Consider the following 15,302-nt stretch of genomic DNA (forward strand, 5'->3'; position numbering starts at 1 on the left):
TGCGGTTCGATTTACAACGCCGTGGCTTTATTTGTATCTGATCTGCTGATACATAACCCGTGTGACCAGTGCGGGGCCATATGTCGAATGAAATCATGGTTGTCGATCCGCTTGAGCGGCTCGACTTGTTGAAGAGCCTGGCGAGCGAGGTTCGGGTCCGGATTCTCGAACTGCTGCACCGCAAGGGGCCGAAAAACGTCAATCAGGTGGCCGAAGAACTGGGTCTTCCGCAATCGACGATTTCGGCAAACATCCAGGTTCTTGTCGATGTCGGTTTGATCGAGACGAAATCACAGAAGGCGCGCAAGGGAAGCCAGAAGGTCTGCTATTCGACCTTCTCCGAGCTGGTTGTCGTCTTCAAGGACCGCACCCCGGCGCAGGATCTCGGCGTCATAGAAGTGGCGATGCCGCTTGGGCTCTATACAAGATGCGAAGTTTCCGCTCCCTGCGGCCTGTGTTCAAAGGACGGCGTCATCGGACTTCTCGATGTGCCCGACACCTTCCTTGATCCCGACCGTATGCGGGCCGGGCTGCTGTGGTTCACGCGCGGCTTCGTCGAATACCAGTTTCCCAACAATGCGACGCTTGCCAATGCCAAAGTTGGCGGGCTGGAGCTGGCGATGGAGCTTTCGTCCGAGGTGCCGGGCACATCGAAGGATTGGCCGTCGGACATCACGGTCGCGATCAACGGACACGAGATAGATACCTGGACGGCGCCGGCCGACTATGGCGACAAGCGCGGCAAGCATACGCCCGGCTGGTGGAAGCTGGCCGGATCACAGTATGGCGACCTCGCACACTGGCGCGTCACGAACAACGGCACCTATCGCAACAACACCAAGGTTTCCAAATGCTCGCTGGCTGATCTGGAGCTCGAGCGGCACCGCTCGATCCGGATACGAATCGGCGTGAAGGATGATGCCCGTCACCCCGGCGGCATAAACATCTTCGGCAGCGGCTTCGGCAATTACAGCAACGACATCGTCCTGCGCCTGCTGAAGGCCTGAGAGCATATTTGGCCCTTGACGGGCGGACGAACTCGACCCTTAACTGATCCACGACACGGATATAGATCAGAAAGTCGGATTGATAATCCGCAGTGGGAGGGATCATGAAGGCCAGAGTCACGGCGAACGCGGCCTATGCCGTCGCGGATATCGACAAACGCCTTTACGGCTCGTTTCTCGAGCATCTTGGCCGGGCGGTCTACACGGGCATCTACGAGCCCGGACACCCGCAAGCGGACGCGGAGGGGATGCGCAAGGACGTGATCGAGCTGGTGCGTGCGCTCGACACTCCGATTTGCCGCTACCCAGGGGGCAACTTCGTGTCCGCCTATAATTGGGAAGACGGCATAGGCCCAAAGGAGAACCGCCCGCGGCGGCTCGATCTTGCGTGGCGCACCACGGAGCCGAACCTGGTGGGCATCCACGAATTCGCCGACTGGGCCGAAAAAGCCGGCACGGAGATGATGCTTGCCGTCAATCTCGGATCCCGCGGCCTCGACGAGGCGCGGGCCTTCGTTGAATACGTCAACCACCCGGGCGGCAGCTACTGGTCCGACCTCAGGGCCAAGAACGGACGCGCGCAACCCTGGAACTGCCGCCTCTGGTGTCTCGGCAATGAAATGGACGGCCCCTGGCAGGTCGGCCACAAATCGGCGAGCGAATACGGCCATCTCGCCAACGAGACCGCCAAGGCCCTGCGCGGCCTCGACCCGACGGTGGAACTGGTCGTCTGCGGCTCGTCGCATTCCAATATGCCGACCTATCCGCAGTGGGAAGCGACCGTGCTGGAGGCGACCTACGATCAGGTCGACTACATCTCTCTCCACATGTATTTCGAGAACTACGAGAAGAATACGGCCGAATATCTCGCTCTTCCGGCCAAGCTCGACCGGTACATTGGCACGGTCGCGGGGATCATCGACTACGTGAAGGCCAAGACCCGCTCGAAGCGGGACGTGAAGATCTCCTTCGACGAGTGGAACGTATGGTACCATCAGCGCAAGCAGGACGCCGCGCGCATGCGCAGCTGGGACTGGCCGGAAGCTCCCAGGCTTCTGGAGGATATCTACAATTTCGAGGACGTGCTGCAGGTCGGCTGCATCCTCAACACCTTCATCCGCCGGTCGGATGTTGTTCGCATCGCCTGCATTGCGCAGCTGGTGAACGTTATCGCGCCGATCATGACCGATCCCGGCGGCAGCGCCTGGAGGCAGACGATCTACTGGCCTTTCATGCTGGCCTCCAGGCACGGCCGCGGCACCGCGCTGCAGCTCGCGGTCGAGGTCCCTACCTATGACGCGGCCGCGGCCGACAAGGTGCCATGGCTCGACATAGCAGGCGTGCACGATTCGAACGCCGGCACGCTGACCTTCTTCGCAATCAACCGGCATGGGTCCGAGACGATAGAGGCCGAAATCGCCCTCGAGCGGTTCGCCGCCAAGTCCATCGAGCATACGATCATCCGTCATGACGATCTCGAGGCCTGCAACACGAAGGAGGCGCCGGACAACGTATCACCGGTCAAAGGCAATGGGGCAACGCTCAGCAGCAAGGGAATGACGCTGAACTTGCCGCCGCACTCCTATTCGATGGTGCGCGTGACGCTCTGAGTTAATATCCGACCATCAGATACATACCGTAAAATCCGTTGCAGGCGGATTGGTTTGGTGTAGCATTGAAACGTTCAAGGCGGATCTAACCGCCGTACTCGGGAGGAAGCTGAGATGAACTTTCGCAGGATGATGGCCATAGCGGTGGTTGCGGCCGGAGGAATTTGGGCCGTCGCGGCCCAGGCCGAAGAAACCGTCATGTGGTGGGATTTCCTCGGCGGCGGCGACGGTGTGCGCATGAAGCAGATGATCGCCGACTTCAACACCGCTCACGCCGGCAAGATCAAGATCGACGCCACGACGCTGGAGTGGGGCACGCCCTTCTACGCGAAGGTGCAGACCTCGGCGGCGGTCGGTGAGGCGCCAGACGTCATGACCTACCACGCCAGCCGCATCCCCCTGGCGGTGAGCCAGGACATTCTACAAGAAATCACCGCCGACGACATGAGCAAGATGGGCCTCTCGGCCTCGGACTTCGCCGAGACGACGATGGGCGCCGTGACGGTCGACGGCAAGCAATACGCAGTGCCGCTCGATACCCATCCGATCGTCCTGTATTACAATCGCGCCCTTCTGAAGAAGGCAGGCGTGCTCGGCGACGACGGCCGTCCCATGGGCATGAAAAACAAGGAGGAATTCACCGCGACACTGCAGAAGCTGAAGGATGCCGGCGTCGAGTTCCCGCTGGGCAGCGTCACCGCCGACGGCAACTTCATGTACCGCACCATTTACTCGCTGGTGTGCCAGCAAGGCGGCGAGCTTCTGACGGGCAACGAGTTCCTCGCCGGCGACAACGGCAAGAAGCTGGCGAACGCATTGACAGTCCTGCAAGGGTGGACGAAGGCCGGGCTGCAGTCGACCTACACGGACTATCCCGCAACCGTCGCCCTGTTCACCTCGGGCAAGGCCGCAATGATGATCAACGGCGTCTGGGAAGTTCCCACGATGACCGACCTCGCCAAGCAAGGCAAGCTGTTCGACTGGGGCGCCGTCGAGATCCCGGTGATCTTCGACAAGCCATGCACGTATGCGGACAGCCATTCGTTCGCAATCCCGAAGAACAAGGGCAAGGAGATCAGCCCGCAAAAGCGTGCCGCCGTTCTCGAGGTGATCTCATGGATGGACAAGCACTCGCTGTTCTGGGCGACGGCAGGCCACATCCCGGCGTACAAGCCAGTCACCGAGACGGCCGAATACAAGGCAATGCAGCCCAATGCGACCTACTCGACGCTGACGGCCAACATGATCTTCGATCCGAAGTCGACCAAGGCCGGTGTCGCCGGGCCGATCTTCGACATCATGTCCAATTATTTCGTGCCGACCCTCAACGGCGAGATGGACCCAGGCGAGGCGGTGAAATCCATCAAGGAAGAGCTGAACAGCATGTAGGGCTCAAAGGCTGGGACCGCCCGCCCAGGGCGGCCCCAGCCGTGTTCGAGGAAGAGCCATGCTTCGCAACTCCCGCACTGAACGTCTTGTCGCGCTGGTGCTGGTCGCTCCCTTCCTGGCGATCTACCTGCTGGCGTTCGTCTATCCGACGGTCCAGATGTTTCGCATCTCCTTCACCGATGCGCCGCTGATCGGCACGGGGCGGTGGGTCGGTCTCGACAACTACCTGCGGCTCGACAACGACCCGATGTTCCGGCGCGCGCTCTGGAATACCGCCTACTTCGTGGTGATGACGGTCGTCCCCGGGACACTCATCGCCCTGCTGATCGCGCTTGGCGTTTCACGTCTCAAGGGCCGGTTCCAGGCGATCGTGCTGGCGCTGTTCTTCCTGCCCTACATACTGCCGGTGTCCGTCGTCTATCTGATCTGGGACTGGACGCTGAATTTCCAGTTCGGGATCGCGATGCATGTGCTGGACTGGCTGGGAATCCCGCGCGTGCCGGTCTTCAAGTCGCGCGTCTGGTTCTTGCCTGCGGTGGCCGGGGTGACGATCTGGTGGACCGCGGGCTTCTCGATCCTCCTCTTCCTCGCCGGATTGCGGTCCATACCAATGGAGATCTACGAAGCCGCCGCACTCGACAACTCGACGCGATGGACGACCTTCCGGCGTATCACCTGGCCCCTGCTGTGGCCGATCACCTCGCTGGTATTCACCATTCAGCTCATCCTGCAGCTCAAGATCTTCGATCAGGTCTATCTGTTCTCGATAGGCGGCCGGCCGAACGACAATATGGTGCTTGTCTACTACGTCTTCCAGAAGGCCTTCCAGCAGAACCAGGGAGGCAGGGCGGCGGCTGTCGCCGTCACCCTCTTCGTGCTCGTGGTGGTCGTCTCGGTCCTGCAATTCCAACTGCTCCGGTTTGCCGAAAGGCGGCGCCGATGAACGCCATGGCAGCGAAACGCTGGAACGTCTGGGGCGGGATTATCACGGCGCTGACGCTCGTCTGGGCCATCCTGTGGGCGTTCCCGCTCTATTGGGGCGTGATCTCATCGCTCAAACCGGACGACGAGGTCATCCGGCCTTACATCGAACTCTGGCCCGAGACGCCGACGCTGGAGAACTACATTGACGCCCTGACCACCACCCAGATCGGCGCCTGGTACGTCAATTCGGTGGCGGTCGCGGTCGGCGTGACGATCATCACCATCTTCATCTCGATGCTGTGCGGCTACGCGATCTCGCAGTTGCGGTTCCCGGGGCGGATCGCGCTGTGGTATTTGATCCTCGCCTCCTTCATGGTGCCGACTTCGGCGCTGATCATCAATCATTTCGTGCTGGTCGCCAACCTTGGCCTGCTCAACAGCTGGGCCGGGATCATGTTGCCGCAGCTCATCCACCCCGTCATCATCATCGTGTACAAGCAGTTCTTCGACCAGGTTCCGAAGGACTTCCGCGAGGCCGCGGTCATGGACAATGCGTCTGAATTCGGGATCCTCTTCAAGATCTACATGCCGATGAACTGGGGGGTAACGACGGCGCTGTCGATCGTCTGCTTCATCTGGACGTGGAATGCGTTCTTATGGCCGTTCCTCTCGGTGACCCGCACCGAGATGATGACGATCACCGTCGGCATCACGCAGGTCAATGACGCCTTCGGTGTCTACTACGCGCGCCAGCTGTCGGCAGCCGTACTGGCCGGCCTTCCGGTGGCACTGGCCTACCTCTTCTTCCAGCGCCGGGTAACCGAAGCGATAACGCTCTCGGCAGGCATCAAGGGCTAAAGCGCGTCGCGTGGAACCGGATTTAGGCTCGGCAGGTTCAGGCCCCGTCAGCGCCCGCGTGCCAGGCCGATCCGTCCGCGGCGAAGAGATGCAAGGCCGTGGTGTCGAGCTTCAGCCGAACGGCGTCGCCCGGTTTGACGCTCGAAAGCCCACGGTCCTGTGCCGTGACCTGCGTCCCATCCGCAAGCCGCGCATAGACCAGCGTTCGCTCGCCAAGGCGCTCGACGACGGTGGCCGTGGCCGATGTTTCACCGCCTTCGGCGACGACAGTCAGCGATTCCGGCCGCACCCCGAGTTCGTGCCAGTCCATGTTGACCTGCGCGCTGGGAAGTTCGACCAGCGATCCGTCGGTCAAGCGCGCATTGAGCCTGTCGCCCGAGCCCGAAACCGTGACAGGCAGAATGTTCATCGCCGGAGACCCGACGAAGGTCGCGACGAATCGCGACGCCGGACGTGCATAGACATCGACGGGTCTGCCCATCTGCTCTATCCGGCAATTGTTGAGGATGACAATGCGGTCGGCGAGCGTCATCGCTTCCACCTGGTCGTGGGTGACGTAGATCATCGTCGACTTCAAACGCTGATGCAGTTCGGCAAGCTCGACGCGCGTGCGGGCTCTAAGCGCCGCGTCCAGATTGGAGAGCGGCTCGTCGAACAGGAATGCCTTGGGCTCCTTGACGATCGCACGCCCGATGGCCACGCGCTGGCGCTGCCCGCCAGAGAGCTGCGACGGCCGCCGCTGAAGCAGCGCTTCGATCTCCAGGATACGCGCAGCCTCACCGATCCGATGGCGTATGACATCCGGCGCGACCCGAATGTTCCTCAGCCCAAAGGCCATGTTCTCCGCGACCGTCATATGCGGGTAAAGCGCATAGTTCTGGAAGACCATTGCAACGTTGCGCCTGCCCGGCGCAAGGTTCTCCGAGCGCACCCCGTCGATCGTCAGCGTGCCTTCGTCAATGCTTTCGAGGCCGGCGATCATCCGCAGCAGCGTCGTCTTGCCGGAACCGGACGGACCGAGAAACACGACCAGCTCTCCTGGCTGAATGTCCAAGCTCACGTCGCGGATCACCTCGACTGTGCCAAAGTGCTTTGATACGCCCGAAAGCGCGATTCCGGCCATGCCTGCGATCCTTCTTTCCTACATAATTTCGGATAAATACCCGATGTCAAGGAACTATGGGCGCCGAGTCGATCAGGCGGCCCAAACGCCGCATTGACCTGGCCAGGCATCGGCAGTCTTCTAGGATTGCCCTTGGGTGTTCAACGACTGGTCGAGGAAACGAAAGATGCATCGGCGAGGTTTTCTGGCGGCAGGTCTTGCGACGGTTCTTGTGAGCAAGCGTGCCGTAGCGCAGATGAAGATGGACGACATGCCCGGCATGGATATGGGCGGTCACTCAGGTCACGATATGGCCGCCGTGCCGCAAGGCACGGTGGTTCTGCCCGAGGGCGAGGCGCTACGCGAATTGCCCCTGCTGGCGAACCAAGCCAGCAGGCCGGGCCTGTTCAAGGCGACGCTGACGGCCGGGTCCGCCACGGCACGTTTTGCGGAGGGATTGGACACGCCGATCCTCGCTTATAACGGCACCAGCCCCGGACCGCTGATCGAGGCAGTCGAGGGCGACCGCGTCGAGATCACCTTCGCCAACCGGATCGCGAACGAGGCAAGCACCATTCATTGGCACGGCATGCCGGTGCCGGCCGATCAGGACGGCAACCCGATGGACCCGGTCGTCGCCGGCACCGACCGCACCTACAGTTTCGATCTGCCGGAAGGCAGCGCCGGCTCCTATTGGTATCACCCGCATCCGCACGGCAAGACCGCCGAGCAGGTCTACCGCGGCCTTGCCGGCGCGTTCGTGGTCAAGCCGAAGGCCGATCCGATCCCGGCCGCCTATGGCGATACCGTGCTGGTGTTCACCGACCTGCGCCTTGCGGCCGATGGCAGCTTGCCCGACAACACGATGACGGACCTGATGAACGGGCGCGTCGGCGACCATGTGCTGGTCAACGGCCAGAAGAATCCCACACTGACGGTGCCCTTTCGTGCGAAGCGGCGCTTCCGGCTTTACAATGCGACCAACGCGCGCTTTCTGCGGCTCTCCTTTGACGGCGCGGCGATGACAATCATCGGAACCGACGGCGGTCTGCTGGAGATCCCGGTCGCGGCCGGCGACATCCTGCTCAGCCCGGCGGAACGGCTCGAACTGGTCGTCTCTTTCAACAAGCCCGGCGCGGCCGCGCTTACCACGCAAGATTATGACCGCGGCTGGATGGGTCCCGGGCGACCAGCCGATGCCGGACTGACGTTGCTGACGGTCAATGTCTCGCAGACCGAGGCGGACCCAGTTCCGCCAATTCCCGACAGGCTGCGGCCGATCGCGCAACTCGGCGCTCCGGCTGTCAGCCGCCGGTTCGTCTTCACCGAAACCATGGCCATGAACGCCGGCGGCATGGAGATGGGCTTCCTCATCAACGGCGCCGCTTTCGACATGAAGCGCATCGACGTGGTCGCCAAGGCCGGTCAGGTCGAACTCTGGGAGATCGTCAACGAGGCGGACATGGATCATCCATTCCATGTGCATGGGACGCAGTTCCAGGTGATCGAACACGAACGCGGCGGCAACGTATCAAAGCCGGCCTATCGCGCCTGGAAAGACACCGTCAATGTCGCGCGCGGGGAGACGGTAAGGCTGCTGCTGCGGCAGGACCGGCCGGGGCCGAGGATGTATCACTGCCATATCCTCGAGCATGAGCAGCTCGGCATGATGGGCGTAGTCGACGTGCAGGCATAGTCCGGCGTGGCGGCGCTCTATGGCGCACTGTTCCTCAGCGCCTTCCTCGCCGCAACCGTCCTGCCGGTTTCGTCGGAGGCGGTGCTCGCCGGCCTTGTCGTCTCGGGCCGCGGTGACCCCTGGCTGCTCCTTATGGTGGCAACGATCGGCAACACGCTCGGCTCCGTGTTGAACTGGGTTCTGGGGCGTGGCATTGACGGGCTGCGCAACAGGCGCTGGTTTCCGGTCACCGCCGATCGCTACGAGCAGGCGTCTCGAACGTTCCGGCGCTTTGGCGAATGGACACTTTTGTTTGCCTGGCTGCCGGATGTCGGAGATGCTCTCACCCTTGCCGCGGGCGCTGCGCGTACGAACCTCGGTGTGTTCGTCGCTCTTGTCGCGACGGGCAAGGCTGCACGCTATGCGGTGATCGTCGCGGCAGGGTTGTAGGCGACGGCGTGAGCCATCTCCACATCATCGACCGCAAGCAGCATTGTCATCCGCGCGAGGCCGTTTTCGGCCGGCCGAAGACCATGCTTCGCATGACGCCATCGCGCAACAGCCCCAAATGCACCGTGGCAGCCAGGACGTGAATGCCGACAAGTCCAAGCATTATCCAGACCAGCTTCTGATGCACGAACGCGAAACCCCTTGCCGACAGCGCGCCAACCGATGGCGCCAGCGGCACGGGCAAGGTTCCAAAAAGCCGTGCGGGGGGCATGAAAGGCATTGGCCGGTAGCCCAGCCATCCCGTTATCAGGACGGCGAGGATGGTGACGTAGAGTAACATGTGGAAGAAAGCCGTCGCGAACCGCACGAACCGTGAGGTTGGCCTGGCCGGGGCCCGGGTGAAGCTGCGCCAGCAAAGCCTGAGGACGATGATGGCCAGGATCGTCGCGCCGATCGACATGTGAAGCGGCAGCCAGTTCATCATCGCCATGCCCGGCCCCCGCATCGGCCCGAAGGCAATAGCGATTTGCGCCGCGAGCGCCGCCACGGTCAGCCAATGCAGCAGACGAATGCCGAAATGCCAATGCAAGCGAGGTTTCCCGCTCACCTTCGCGGCCCGACATCTATCAAGGGGGCGCATGAGGGCGTGATGTCTTCGTCCTCTTCAACGGACCTGATTTCGCAAAGAGGTACAGTACTTCTTCGCCAAGCACTTGAAAATGCATGGTGATCCCGACAGGAATCGAACCTGTGACCTACAGATTAGGAATCTGCCGCTCTATCCTACTGAGCTACGGGACCACGCGGCCCGACACATAACCGCTTCGGACCGTTTCGCCAAGAGGCCGGCCGCATGCAATCGGCCGGCCTCTTGTGCAGTGCTCATCACGCGGCCAGCGCGGTTTCCGCCAGCTTCACCCAGTAGCTCATGCCGTGCGGGATGGCCTCGTCGTTGAAATCGTAGGCCGGGTTGTGAAGACCGGCGGTGTCGCCATTGCCGATGAAGATGAAGGCGCCGGGGCGGGCTTCCAGCATGTAGGAGAAATCCTCGCCGCCCATCACCGGCTGGATGCCGCGGTGGACATGGGCGTCGCCGGCGACATCGGCCGCTATATCGCTGGCAAACACCGTCTCATCGGCATGGTTGAAGGTCACGGGGTAGTTTGCCTGGTAGTCGATCTCGATCTTGGCGCCGAAAGCGGTCGCCAGGCCGTCACAGATGGTGCGGATGCGCTCTTCGGATTTCTTGGCGATCTCCTTGCGCAAGGTGCGCACGGTGCCGGCGATCTCCGCCGATTCCGGGATGATGTTGTAGGCGTCGCCGGCATGGAACTTGGTCACCGACACCACCACGGCCTCGACCGGATCGGTGCTGCGCGAGGCGATCGTCTGCAGCGCGCCGACCAGCTGGCTGGTGATGACGATCGGGTCGATCGTGCCGTGCGGCATCGCGGCGTGACCGCCCTTGCCTTTCACGGTGATGGTGAATTCGGCCGTCGCCGCCATGATGGGGCCAGGACGGATGGCGAACTGGCCGACGGGCAGGCCCGGCATGTTGTGCATTCCGAACACCTTGGAGATGTCGAATCGCTCCATCATGCCGTCCTTGACCATCTCGTTGCCGCCGCCGCCGCCTTCTTCCGCCGGCTGGAAGATCACCGCCACGGAGCCGGCGAAGTTGCGCGTCTCGGCGAGGTATTTCGCGGCACCCAAAAGCATCGCCGTGTGGCCGTCATGGCCGCAGGCGTGCATCTTGCCGGGAACGGTCGAGGCATAGGGCTTGCCGGTGATTTCGTTGAGCGGCAGCGCATCCATGTCGGCGCGCAGGCCGATGGTGGCGCCTTCGCCTTGGCGGCCGCGTATGATGCCGACGACGCCGGTCTTGCCGAGACCGCTGACCACATCGTCGCAGCCGAACTCTTTCAGCTTTTCGGTGACGAAAGCCGCCGTCTTGAAGACATCGAAGTTCAGCTCCGGCGTCTGGTGCAGATGCCGGCGCCAGCCGGCGACTTCGTCCTGCATTTCAGCGGCGCGGTTCAGGATTGGCATGATGGTTCCATTCGTTGTTGGAGCAGCCGGCTTCAGCCTGGTCTTCTGCAATTGTGCCCGGGGTTTTGCAATTGTGCCGGGGCTTTGGAATTGTGATTGTCAGGCACTTTGCCATGTTGGCGTCACATAGGGTAAATAGCACCGCACCGATGTGGTCCGTTTTTGAGGGTCGGACTCATTGTGCTGGCGGTCGCGTAACGAAATCTTACGGAGCCAGGGGCAATCAGGGCAAGAGGCGATTTCGGATTAGATCATGCGGCACAGGCATTTCCTCAAACTATTCTCGGCTGGCGCGATCATGCTGTCGGTCCTGGCCGGACCGGCGCTGGCCAATCCGGTGGTTGTCTTCGATTTGAAGAACGGCCAGATCCTGCAGCACCAGGATGCCTTCAAACGCTGGTATCCGGCCTCGCTGAGCAAGCTGATGACCGCCTATGTGACCTTCCGGGCGATCGCGGCCGGCGAGGTCCAGCTCGATTCGCCGATCAAGGTGACCAAGCACTCGGCCGGTGAGCCGCCAAGCAAGATGGGTTTCAAGCCGGGCTCGGTGATGCGGCTCGACAATGCGCTGAAGATGATGCTGGTCAAATCGGCCAATGACATCGCCATGGCTGTCGGCGAGAATGTCGGCGGCTCGCAGGCCGCCTTCGCCGAAAGGATGAATGCCGAAGCAGCACGGCTCGGCATGAACGGCACCCATTTCGTCAATCCGAACGGCCTCTATTCGCCCGACCAGTACACGACGGCGCGCGACCTCGCCGTGCTGGTGATGGCGATCCGCCGCGAGTTCCCGCAATATGCGCCGTGGTTCTCGATCGAAGGTCTTGCGGTCGGCAAGAAGGCCATTTCGAACTACAATCTGCTGATCGGCCGCTATCCCGGCGCCGACGGCATGAAGACGGGCTTCGTCTGCCCTTCCGGCTTCAACATGATCGGTTCGGCGACGCGCAACGGCCGCACGCTGGTCGCGATTGTGCTGGGCGAGAAGTCGGCGGTCAGCCGCGCCGAAACCGCGGCAAAACTGCTCGACCAGGGGTTTGACACGCCCACGGCCGGTTCGGCCACCGTCGCCACGCTGGCGCCCTATGGCGACACGGTTTCGCCCAACGACATGCATGACGAGGTCTGCAAGAAGAAGACGAAGGAGGAGCAGTCCGAGGCGCCGCCGGCGGCCGCTGCCAAGGACGCGCCGAAATCGCCCTATCAGGAAAAGCTCGACCATGTGCCGACGCTAGTCGCCGTTGGCCTCGGCGGCGCCACCGGCCCGGCGCCGAAGGCGATGCTCGACCAGGGCGGCCAGGAATATGCCGACGTGCCGATCCCGAGCTGGCGGCCCGATCGGCCGGCGCCGACCGGCTCCGGTCCGGCCGTTGCCGGTTCCGCCGCGCAGGGCGACCAGCCGGTCAAGGTCGCGAACTAGAGCATGATCCCGAACAGTGGAATCCGGTTTTCGGAAAAGATCATGCTCAAACAAAGAGACAGAGCCTGATGAATGGGTTCCCGATACCCGTCTCGGTGCTGACCGGCTTCCTCGGCGCCGGCAAGACGACACTGCTCAACCGGCTGTTGAAGGACCCGGCGCTGGCCGACACCGCGGTCATCATCAACGAGTATGGCGAGGTGGCGATCGACCATCTGCTGGTCGAGCAGGCTTCCGACGGCATCATCCAGCTTTCCGACGGCTGCCTGTGCTGCACCGTGCGCGGCGAACTGGTCGATACGCTGGCCGATTTGGTCGACCGGCTGCAGACCGGCCGTATCGTCCGGCTTGCCCGCGTCATCGTCGAGACCACGGGTCTGGCCGACCCGGCGCCGGTGCTGCAGTCGATCATGGCGCATCCTGCGCTCGTCCAGGCTTTCCGGCTCGACGGCGTCATCACCCTGGTCGATGCGGTCAATGGCAATGCCACGCTCGATGCCCATGTCGAGGCGGTCAAGCAGGTCGCCGTCGCCGACCGCATCGTGCTGAGCAAGGCCGACTTGGTGACGGATGCCGGCGATCTCGACACGCTGCGGGCGCGCCTGCGGCAGATCAATCCGGGTGCCGAACTGCTTGATGCCGGCCATTCAACGACCGGCGTGGCGGGGCTGTTTGATTGCGGCCTCTACAATCCCGCCACCAAATCCGCCGATGTGCGCCGCTGGCTCGGCGAGGAAGCGGCGCATGACCACGACCATCACCACGATGGTCATGACCATGATCACAGTCATGGGCATGGCCATCGCCACGATTCCCGCGTGCGCTCCTATTCGCTTGTCCATGACGGTCCGGTGCCGTTTTCAGCGATAGAAATGTTCCTCGACCTGTTGCGTTCGACGCATGGCGAGAAGCTGCTGCGCATGAAGGGCGTGATCGAACTCAGCGAAGATCCGTCACGCCCGCTGGTCATCCACGGCGTGCAGAAGATCCTGCATCCGCCGGCAAGGTTGCCCGCCTGGCCGGACGGCCAGCGCGGCACGCGGCTGGTGCTGATCACACTCGACATGCCGGAAGACTATGTGCGCAGGCTGTTCGCCGCCTTCACCAACCGGCCGTCGATCGACACACCCGACCGCGCGGCGCTGGAGAACAATCCGCTGGCGATCGCCGGAAGATAGCGCTTCACACCGAAATTCAGACGGTCTCGCCACGCTCGACCAGGAACCGATGGCCGCCTGATACCGCCGCTGTTTCAATGAGCTGGTGGCCGGCATCGGAGCAAAAGGCGGGAATATCGATGACAGCGAGCGGGTCGGTGGTCTCGAGCCACAGCCGACTGCCCGGCTGCATTCCCGCCAGCCGCTTCTTTGCCTTCAGTACCGGCAAAGGGCAGTTCAGCCCTTTCAGATCGTAGACAGCGGTATCCCCGGCCAAGACCAAGCTCAGCCGCCGAACATGCCGAGCAGCTTGTTCTTCAGCTTGGTCACCCGGCTCTCATCGGCGCTCGCTGCCTGCGTTTCGGCTTCCGGCGCGGCCTCCGTCGGGGCGGCTATGGTGGCGGTGGCGACCGGGGCTTCCTTGGCGGCCTTGGCCGCTTCCTTTGCCGCCACGGCTTGCGCCTTGGCCGCTTCCTTTTCGGCCAGCGCCTGTGCCTTTGCGGCCTCCTTGGCTTGCTTGGCGGCCTCTATGGCGGCCAGCCTCTGCTCGTCGGCCTTCTGCTTGGCGGCCTTTTCGGCGTCGAGTGCCGCCATCTTGCGACCGGCCGGCGAATCGATGCGGCCCATGCGCGCCGTTTCGGTCACCGTGCCGTCATTGTTGAGCGAAGGCGGATCGATCGGCACGCGCTCGCCGCGCGCCCGGCGCTTCGACCAGTCGGAGACGATGCTGGCTTCCTTGATACCGGCGATGGTCGGCTTCGGTGGCGGCACGCTTGCCTTGAGCGCGCTGTTGAAGGCCGCGTCATAGGTGCTCTGATAGGCGTTGTAGGCGCTCTTCAGCGAGTCCGGCTGGGTGGTCGCCGGGCATGGTCCGGTCGGATCGAATGTCTGGCCATCGGCGGCGACCTGGTTGAAGACGTAGCGCTTCTCGCAGACATCGACCTTCGGCGGCACCTTGGTGACCTCGAAATTGTCGTAGCCGACCTTCAGCATCTTCCAGAACTCGTAGTTCGGGTCGCTGCGATAGCGGGCCATGTTGGCGGCAGTCATGCGGAATGGGAAGGCCTGAACCTGGAACTCGGTCTGGCCGCCCTGGAAAGCGTCGCGGCCGAAGGCATAGATCTGCTCGATCTGCGCGTCGGTCATCGAATAGCAGCCCGAGGACGAACAGGCGCCATGCACCATCAGGTTCTGGCCGGTGCGGCCGTTGGCGCGGTCATAGGCGTTGGGAAAGCCGATGTTGAAGGACAGATGGTAGTTGGAGCGCGGATTCATCTGCGACGGGCGGACCGTGTAGAAGCCTTCAGGCGCCTGGCGGTCGCCTTCGGTGTATTTGGGACCGAGCTTGCCCGACCATTTGCAGATGTCGTAGCTCGCCACCATGTCGTAGCGGCCATTGGTCTTGGCCTTCCAGATCTCGAGCTTGCCCTCTTCCTTGAAGATGCGCGCCATCACCGAGGAGGTGCGCACCATGCCCTTGGCCTTCATGTCGGCAAGGATCTTGTCCGGCAGCGGCTTGTTGGCTTCCGGGGCAAAGTCCTTCATCGACGAATCATTGCAGCCGGCGATGGCTATCGAGGCGGCGAGGACTCCGGTGCGGGCGAGCTTGGCAAACATGGATACGGCTATGTCTTTTCCCTCGGGCCAGGCTGCGAAACTGC

14 protein-coding genes and 1 tRNA gene are annotated in these 15,302 nt (G+C 62.6%); 9 read left to right on the top strand and 6 right to left on the bottom strand.

Annotated elements, in window-relative coordinates; all coding sequences use genetic code 11:
* The first annotated feature begins 80 nt into the window (after window positions 1-80).
* The 5 genes from CK226_RS23640 to CK226_RS23660 all read left to right on the top strand — a co-directional run bounded on the left by CK226_RS23640 (window position 81) and on the right by CK226_RS23660 (window position 5,788).
* A complete protein-coding gene (locus tag CK226_RS23640; protein ID WP_095772221.1) occupies window positions 81-1,007 on the top strand; it encodes a transcriptional regulator in 927 nt (308 codons plus the stop codon).
* Window positions 1,008-1,111: 104 nt separating this feature from the next.
* Complete coding sequence (locus tag CK226_RS23645) at window positions 1,112-2,617, top strand: alpha-N-arabinofuranosidase (protein WP_095793193.1); 1,506 nt, start codon at window positions 1,112-1,114, stop codon at window positions 2,615-2,617.
* A gap of 114 nt (window positions 2,618-2,731) precedes the next feature.
* Entirely contained in the window at window positions 2,732-4,006 is a 1,275-nt protein-coding gene (locus CK226_RS23650) for an extracellular solute-binding protein (protein ID WP_095793194.1), read from the top strand.
* Window positions 4,007-4,064: 58 nt separating this feature from the next.
* Window positions 4,065-4,949 carry a sugar ABC transporter permease gene (locus CK226_RS23655; RefSeq protein ID WP_095793195.1) on the top strand — a complete coding sequence of 295 codons (885 nt, stop codon included), beginning with the start codon at window positions 4,065-4,067 and terminating at the stop codon, window positions 4,947-4,949.
* Window positions 4,946-5,788, top strand: a complete 843-nt coding sequence (locus CK226_RS23660; protein ID WP_095772225.1) for a carbohydrate ABC transporter permease — start codon at window positions 4,946-4,948, stop codon at window positions 5,786-5,788. The genes CK226_RS23655 and CK226_RS23660 overlap by 4 nt, the downstream gene beginning before the upstream one ends.
* Before the next feature lie 37 nt (window positions 5,789-5,825).
* Here CK226_RS23660 and ugpC read toward each other — a convergent pair whose 3' ends face one another.
* On the bottom strand, window positions 5,826-6,911 hold the full coding sequence (ugpC, locus tag CK226_RS23665; protein ID WP_095793196.1) for a sn-glycerol-3-phosphate ABC transporter ATP-binding protein UgpC: 1,086 nt from the start codon (window positions 6,909-6,911) through the stop codon (window positions 5,826-5,828).
* A gap of 166 nt (window positions 6,912-7,077) precedes the next feature.
* Between ugpC and CK226_RS23670 the strand changes: the two genes are divergently transcribed.
* Both CK226_RS23670 and CK226_RS23675 read left to right on the top strand, forming a co-directional pair.
* Window positions 7,078-8,586, top strand: a complete 1,509-nt coding sequence (locus CK226_RS23670; protein ID WP_095793277.1) for a multicopper oxidase family protein — start codon at window positions 7,078-7,080, stop codon at window positions 8,584-8,586.
* A gap of 6 nt (window positions 8,587-8,592) precedes the next feature.
* Window positions 8,593-9,015, top strand: coding sequence for a YqaA family protein (locus CK226_RS23675; protein ID WP_095793197.1), 423 nt, complete (start codon window positions 8,593-8,595; stop codon window positions 9,013-9,015).
* A gap of 46 nt (window positions 9,016-9,061) precedes the next feature.
* Here CK226_RS23675 and CK226_RS23680 read toward each other — a convergent pair whose 3' ends face one another.
* The 3 genes from CK226_RS23680 to CK226_RS23690 all read right to left on the bottom strand — a co-directional run bounded on the left by CK226_RS23680 (window position 9,062) and on the right by CK226_RS23690 (window position 11,064).
* On the bottom strand, window positions 9,062-9,604 hold the full coding sequence (locus CK226_RS23680) for a cytochrome b (protein ID WP_245437822.1): 543 nt from the start codon (window positions 9,602-9,604) through the stop codon (window positions 9,062-9,064).
* 135 nt (window positions 9,605-9,739) lie between these two features.
* Window positions 9,740-9,816: transfer RNA gene (locus CK226_RS23685), tRNA-Arg, on the bottom strand.
* Window positions 9,817-9,900: 84 nt separating this feature from the next.
* On the bottom strand, window positions 9,901-11,064 hold the full coding sequence (locus CK226_RS23690) for a M20 aminoacylase family protein (RefSeq protein WP_095772362.1): 1,164 nt from the start codon (window positions 11,062-11,064) through the stop codon (window positions 9,901-9,903).
* 253 nt (window positions 11,065-11,317) lie between these two features.
* Here CK226_RS23690 and CK226_RS23695 point away from each other — a divergent pair, with 253 nt between their 5' ends.
* Together CK226_RS23695 and CK226_RS23700 are read left to right on the top strand one after the other, a co-directional pair.
* Window positions 11,318-12,484, top strand: coding sequence for a D-alanyl-D-alanine carboxypeptidase family protein (locus CK226_RS23695; protein WP_095793199.1), 1,167 nt, complete (start codon window positions 11,318-11,320; stop codon window positions 12,482-12,484).
* Window positions 12,485-12,552: 68 nt separating this feature from the next.
* Entirely contained in the window at window positions 12,553-13,662 is a 1,110-nt protein-coding gene (locus CK226_RS23700; protein WP_179301113.1) for a GTP-binding protein, read from the top strand.
* A 16-nt stretch (window positions 13,663-13,678) separates the two neighbouring features.
* Here CK226_RS23700 and CK226_RS23705 read toward each other — a convergent pair whose 3' ends face one another.
* Both CK226_RS23705 and CK226_RS23710 read right to left on the bottom strand, forming a co-directional pair.
* On the bottom strand, window positions 13,679-13,918 hold the full coding sequence (locus CK226_RS23705; protein ID WP_179301114.1) for a sulfurtransferase TusA family protein: 240 nt from the start codon (window positions 13,916-13,918) through the stop codon (window positions 13,679-13,681).
* Window positions 13,919-13,926: 8 nt separating this feature from the next.
* Window positions 13,927-15,258 carry a murein L,D-transpeptidase family protein gene (locus tag CK226_RS23710; RefSeq protein WP_095793202.1) on the bottom strand — a complete coding sequence of 444 codons (1,332 nt, stop codon included), beginning with the start codon at window positions 15,256-15,258 and terminating at the stop codon, window positions 13,927-13,929.
* Between the last annotated feature and the right edge of the window lie 44 nt (window positions 15,259-15,302).

It is taken from the genome of Mesorhizobium sp. WSM4311 (genome assembly GCF_002295115.1).
Lineage (GTDB): Bacteria > Pseudomonadota > Alphaproteobacteria > Rhizobiales > Rhizobiaceae > Mesorhizobium.

Excerpts from the sequence above, each read along its gene's own strand:
- CK226_RS23640 (WP_095772221.1), top strand. The coding sequence starts at position 81 with ATGTCGAATGAAATCATGGTTGTCGATCCGCTTGAGCGGCTCGACTTG.
- CK226_RS23645 (WP_095793193.1), top strand. The coding sequence starts at position 1,112 with ATGAAGGCCAGAGTCACGGCGAACGCGGCCTATGCCGTCGCGGATATC.
- CK226_RS23650 (WP_095793194.1), top strand. The coding sequence starts at position 2,732 with ATGAACTTTCGCAGGATGATGGCCATAGCGGTGGTTGCGGCCGGAGGA.
- CK226_RS23655 (WP_095793195.1), top strand. The coding sequence starts at position 4,065 with ATGCTTCGCAACTCCCGCACTGAACGTCTTGTCGCGCTGGTGCTGGTC.
- CK226_RS23660 (WP_095772225.1), top strand. The coding sequence starts at position 4,946 with ATGAACGCCATGGCAGCGAAACGCTGGAACGTCTGGGGCGGGATTATC.
- ugpC (WP_095793196.1), bottom strand. The coding sequence starts at position 6,911 with ATGGCCGGAATCGCGCTTTCGGGCGTATCAAAGCACTTTGGCACAGTC.
- CK226_RS23670 (WP_095793277.1), top strand. The coding sequence starts at position 7,078 with ATGCATCGGCGAGGTTTTCTGGCGGCAGGTCTTGCGACGGTTCTTGTG.
- CK226_RS23690 (WP_095772362.1), bottom strand. The coding sequence starts at position 11,064 with ATGCCAATCCTGAACCGCGCCGCTGAAATGCAGGACGAAGTCGCCGGC.
- CK226_RS23695 (WP_095793199.1), top strand. The coding sequence starts at position 11,318 with ATGCGGCACAGGCATTTCCTCAAACTATTCTCGGCTGGCGCGATCATG.
- CK226_RS23700 (WP_179301113.1), top strand. The coding sequence starts at position 12,553 with ATGAATGGGTTCCCGATACCCGTCTCGGTGCTGACCGGCTTCCTCGGC.
- CK226_RS23710 (WP_095793202.1), bottom strand. The coding sequence starts at position 15,258 with ATGTTTGCCAAGCTCGCCCGCACCGGAGTCCTCGCCGCCTCGATAGCC.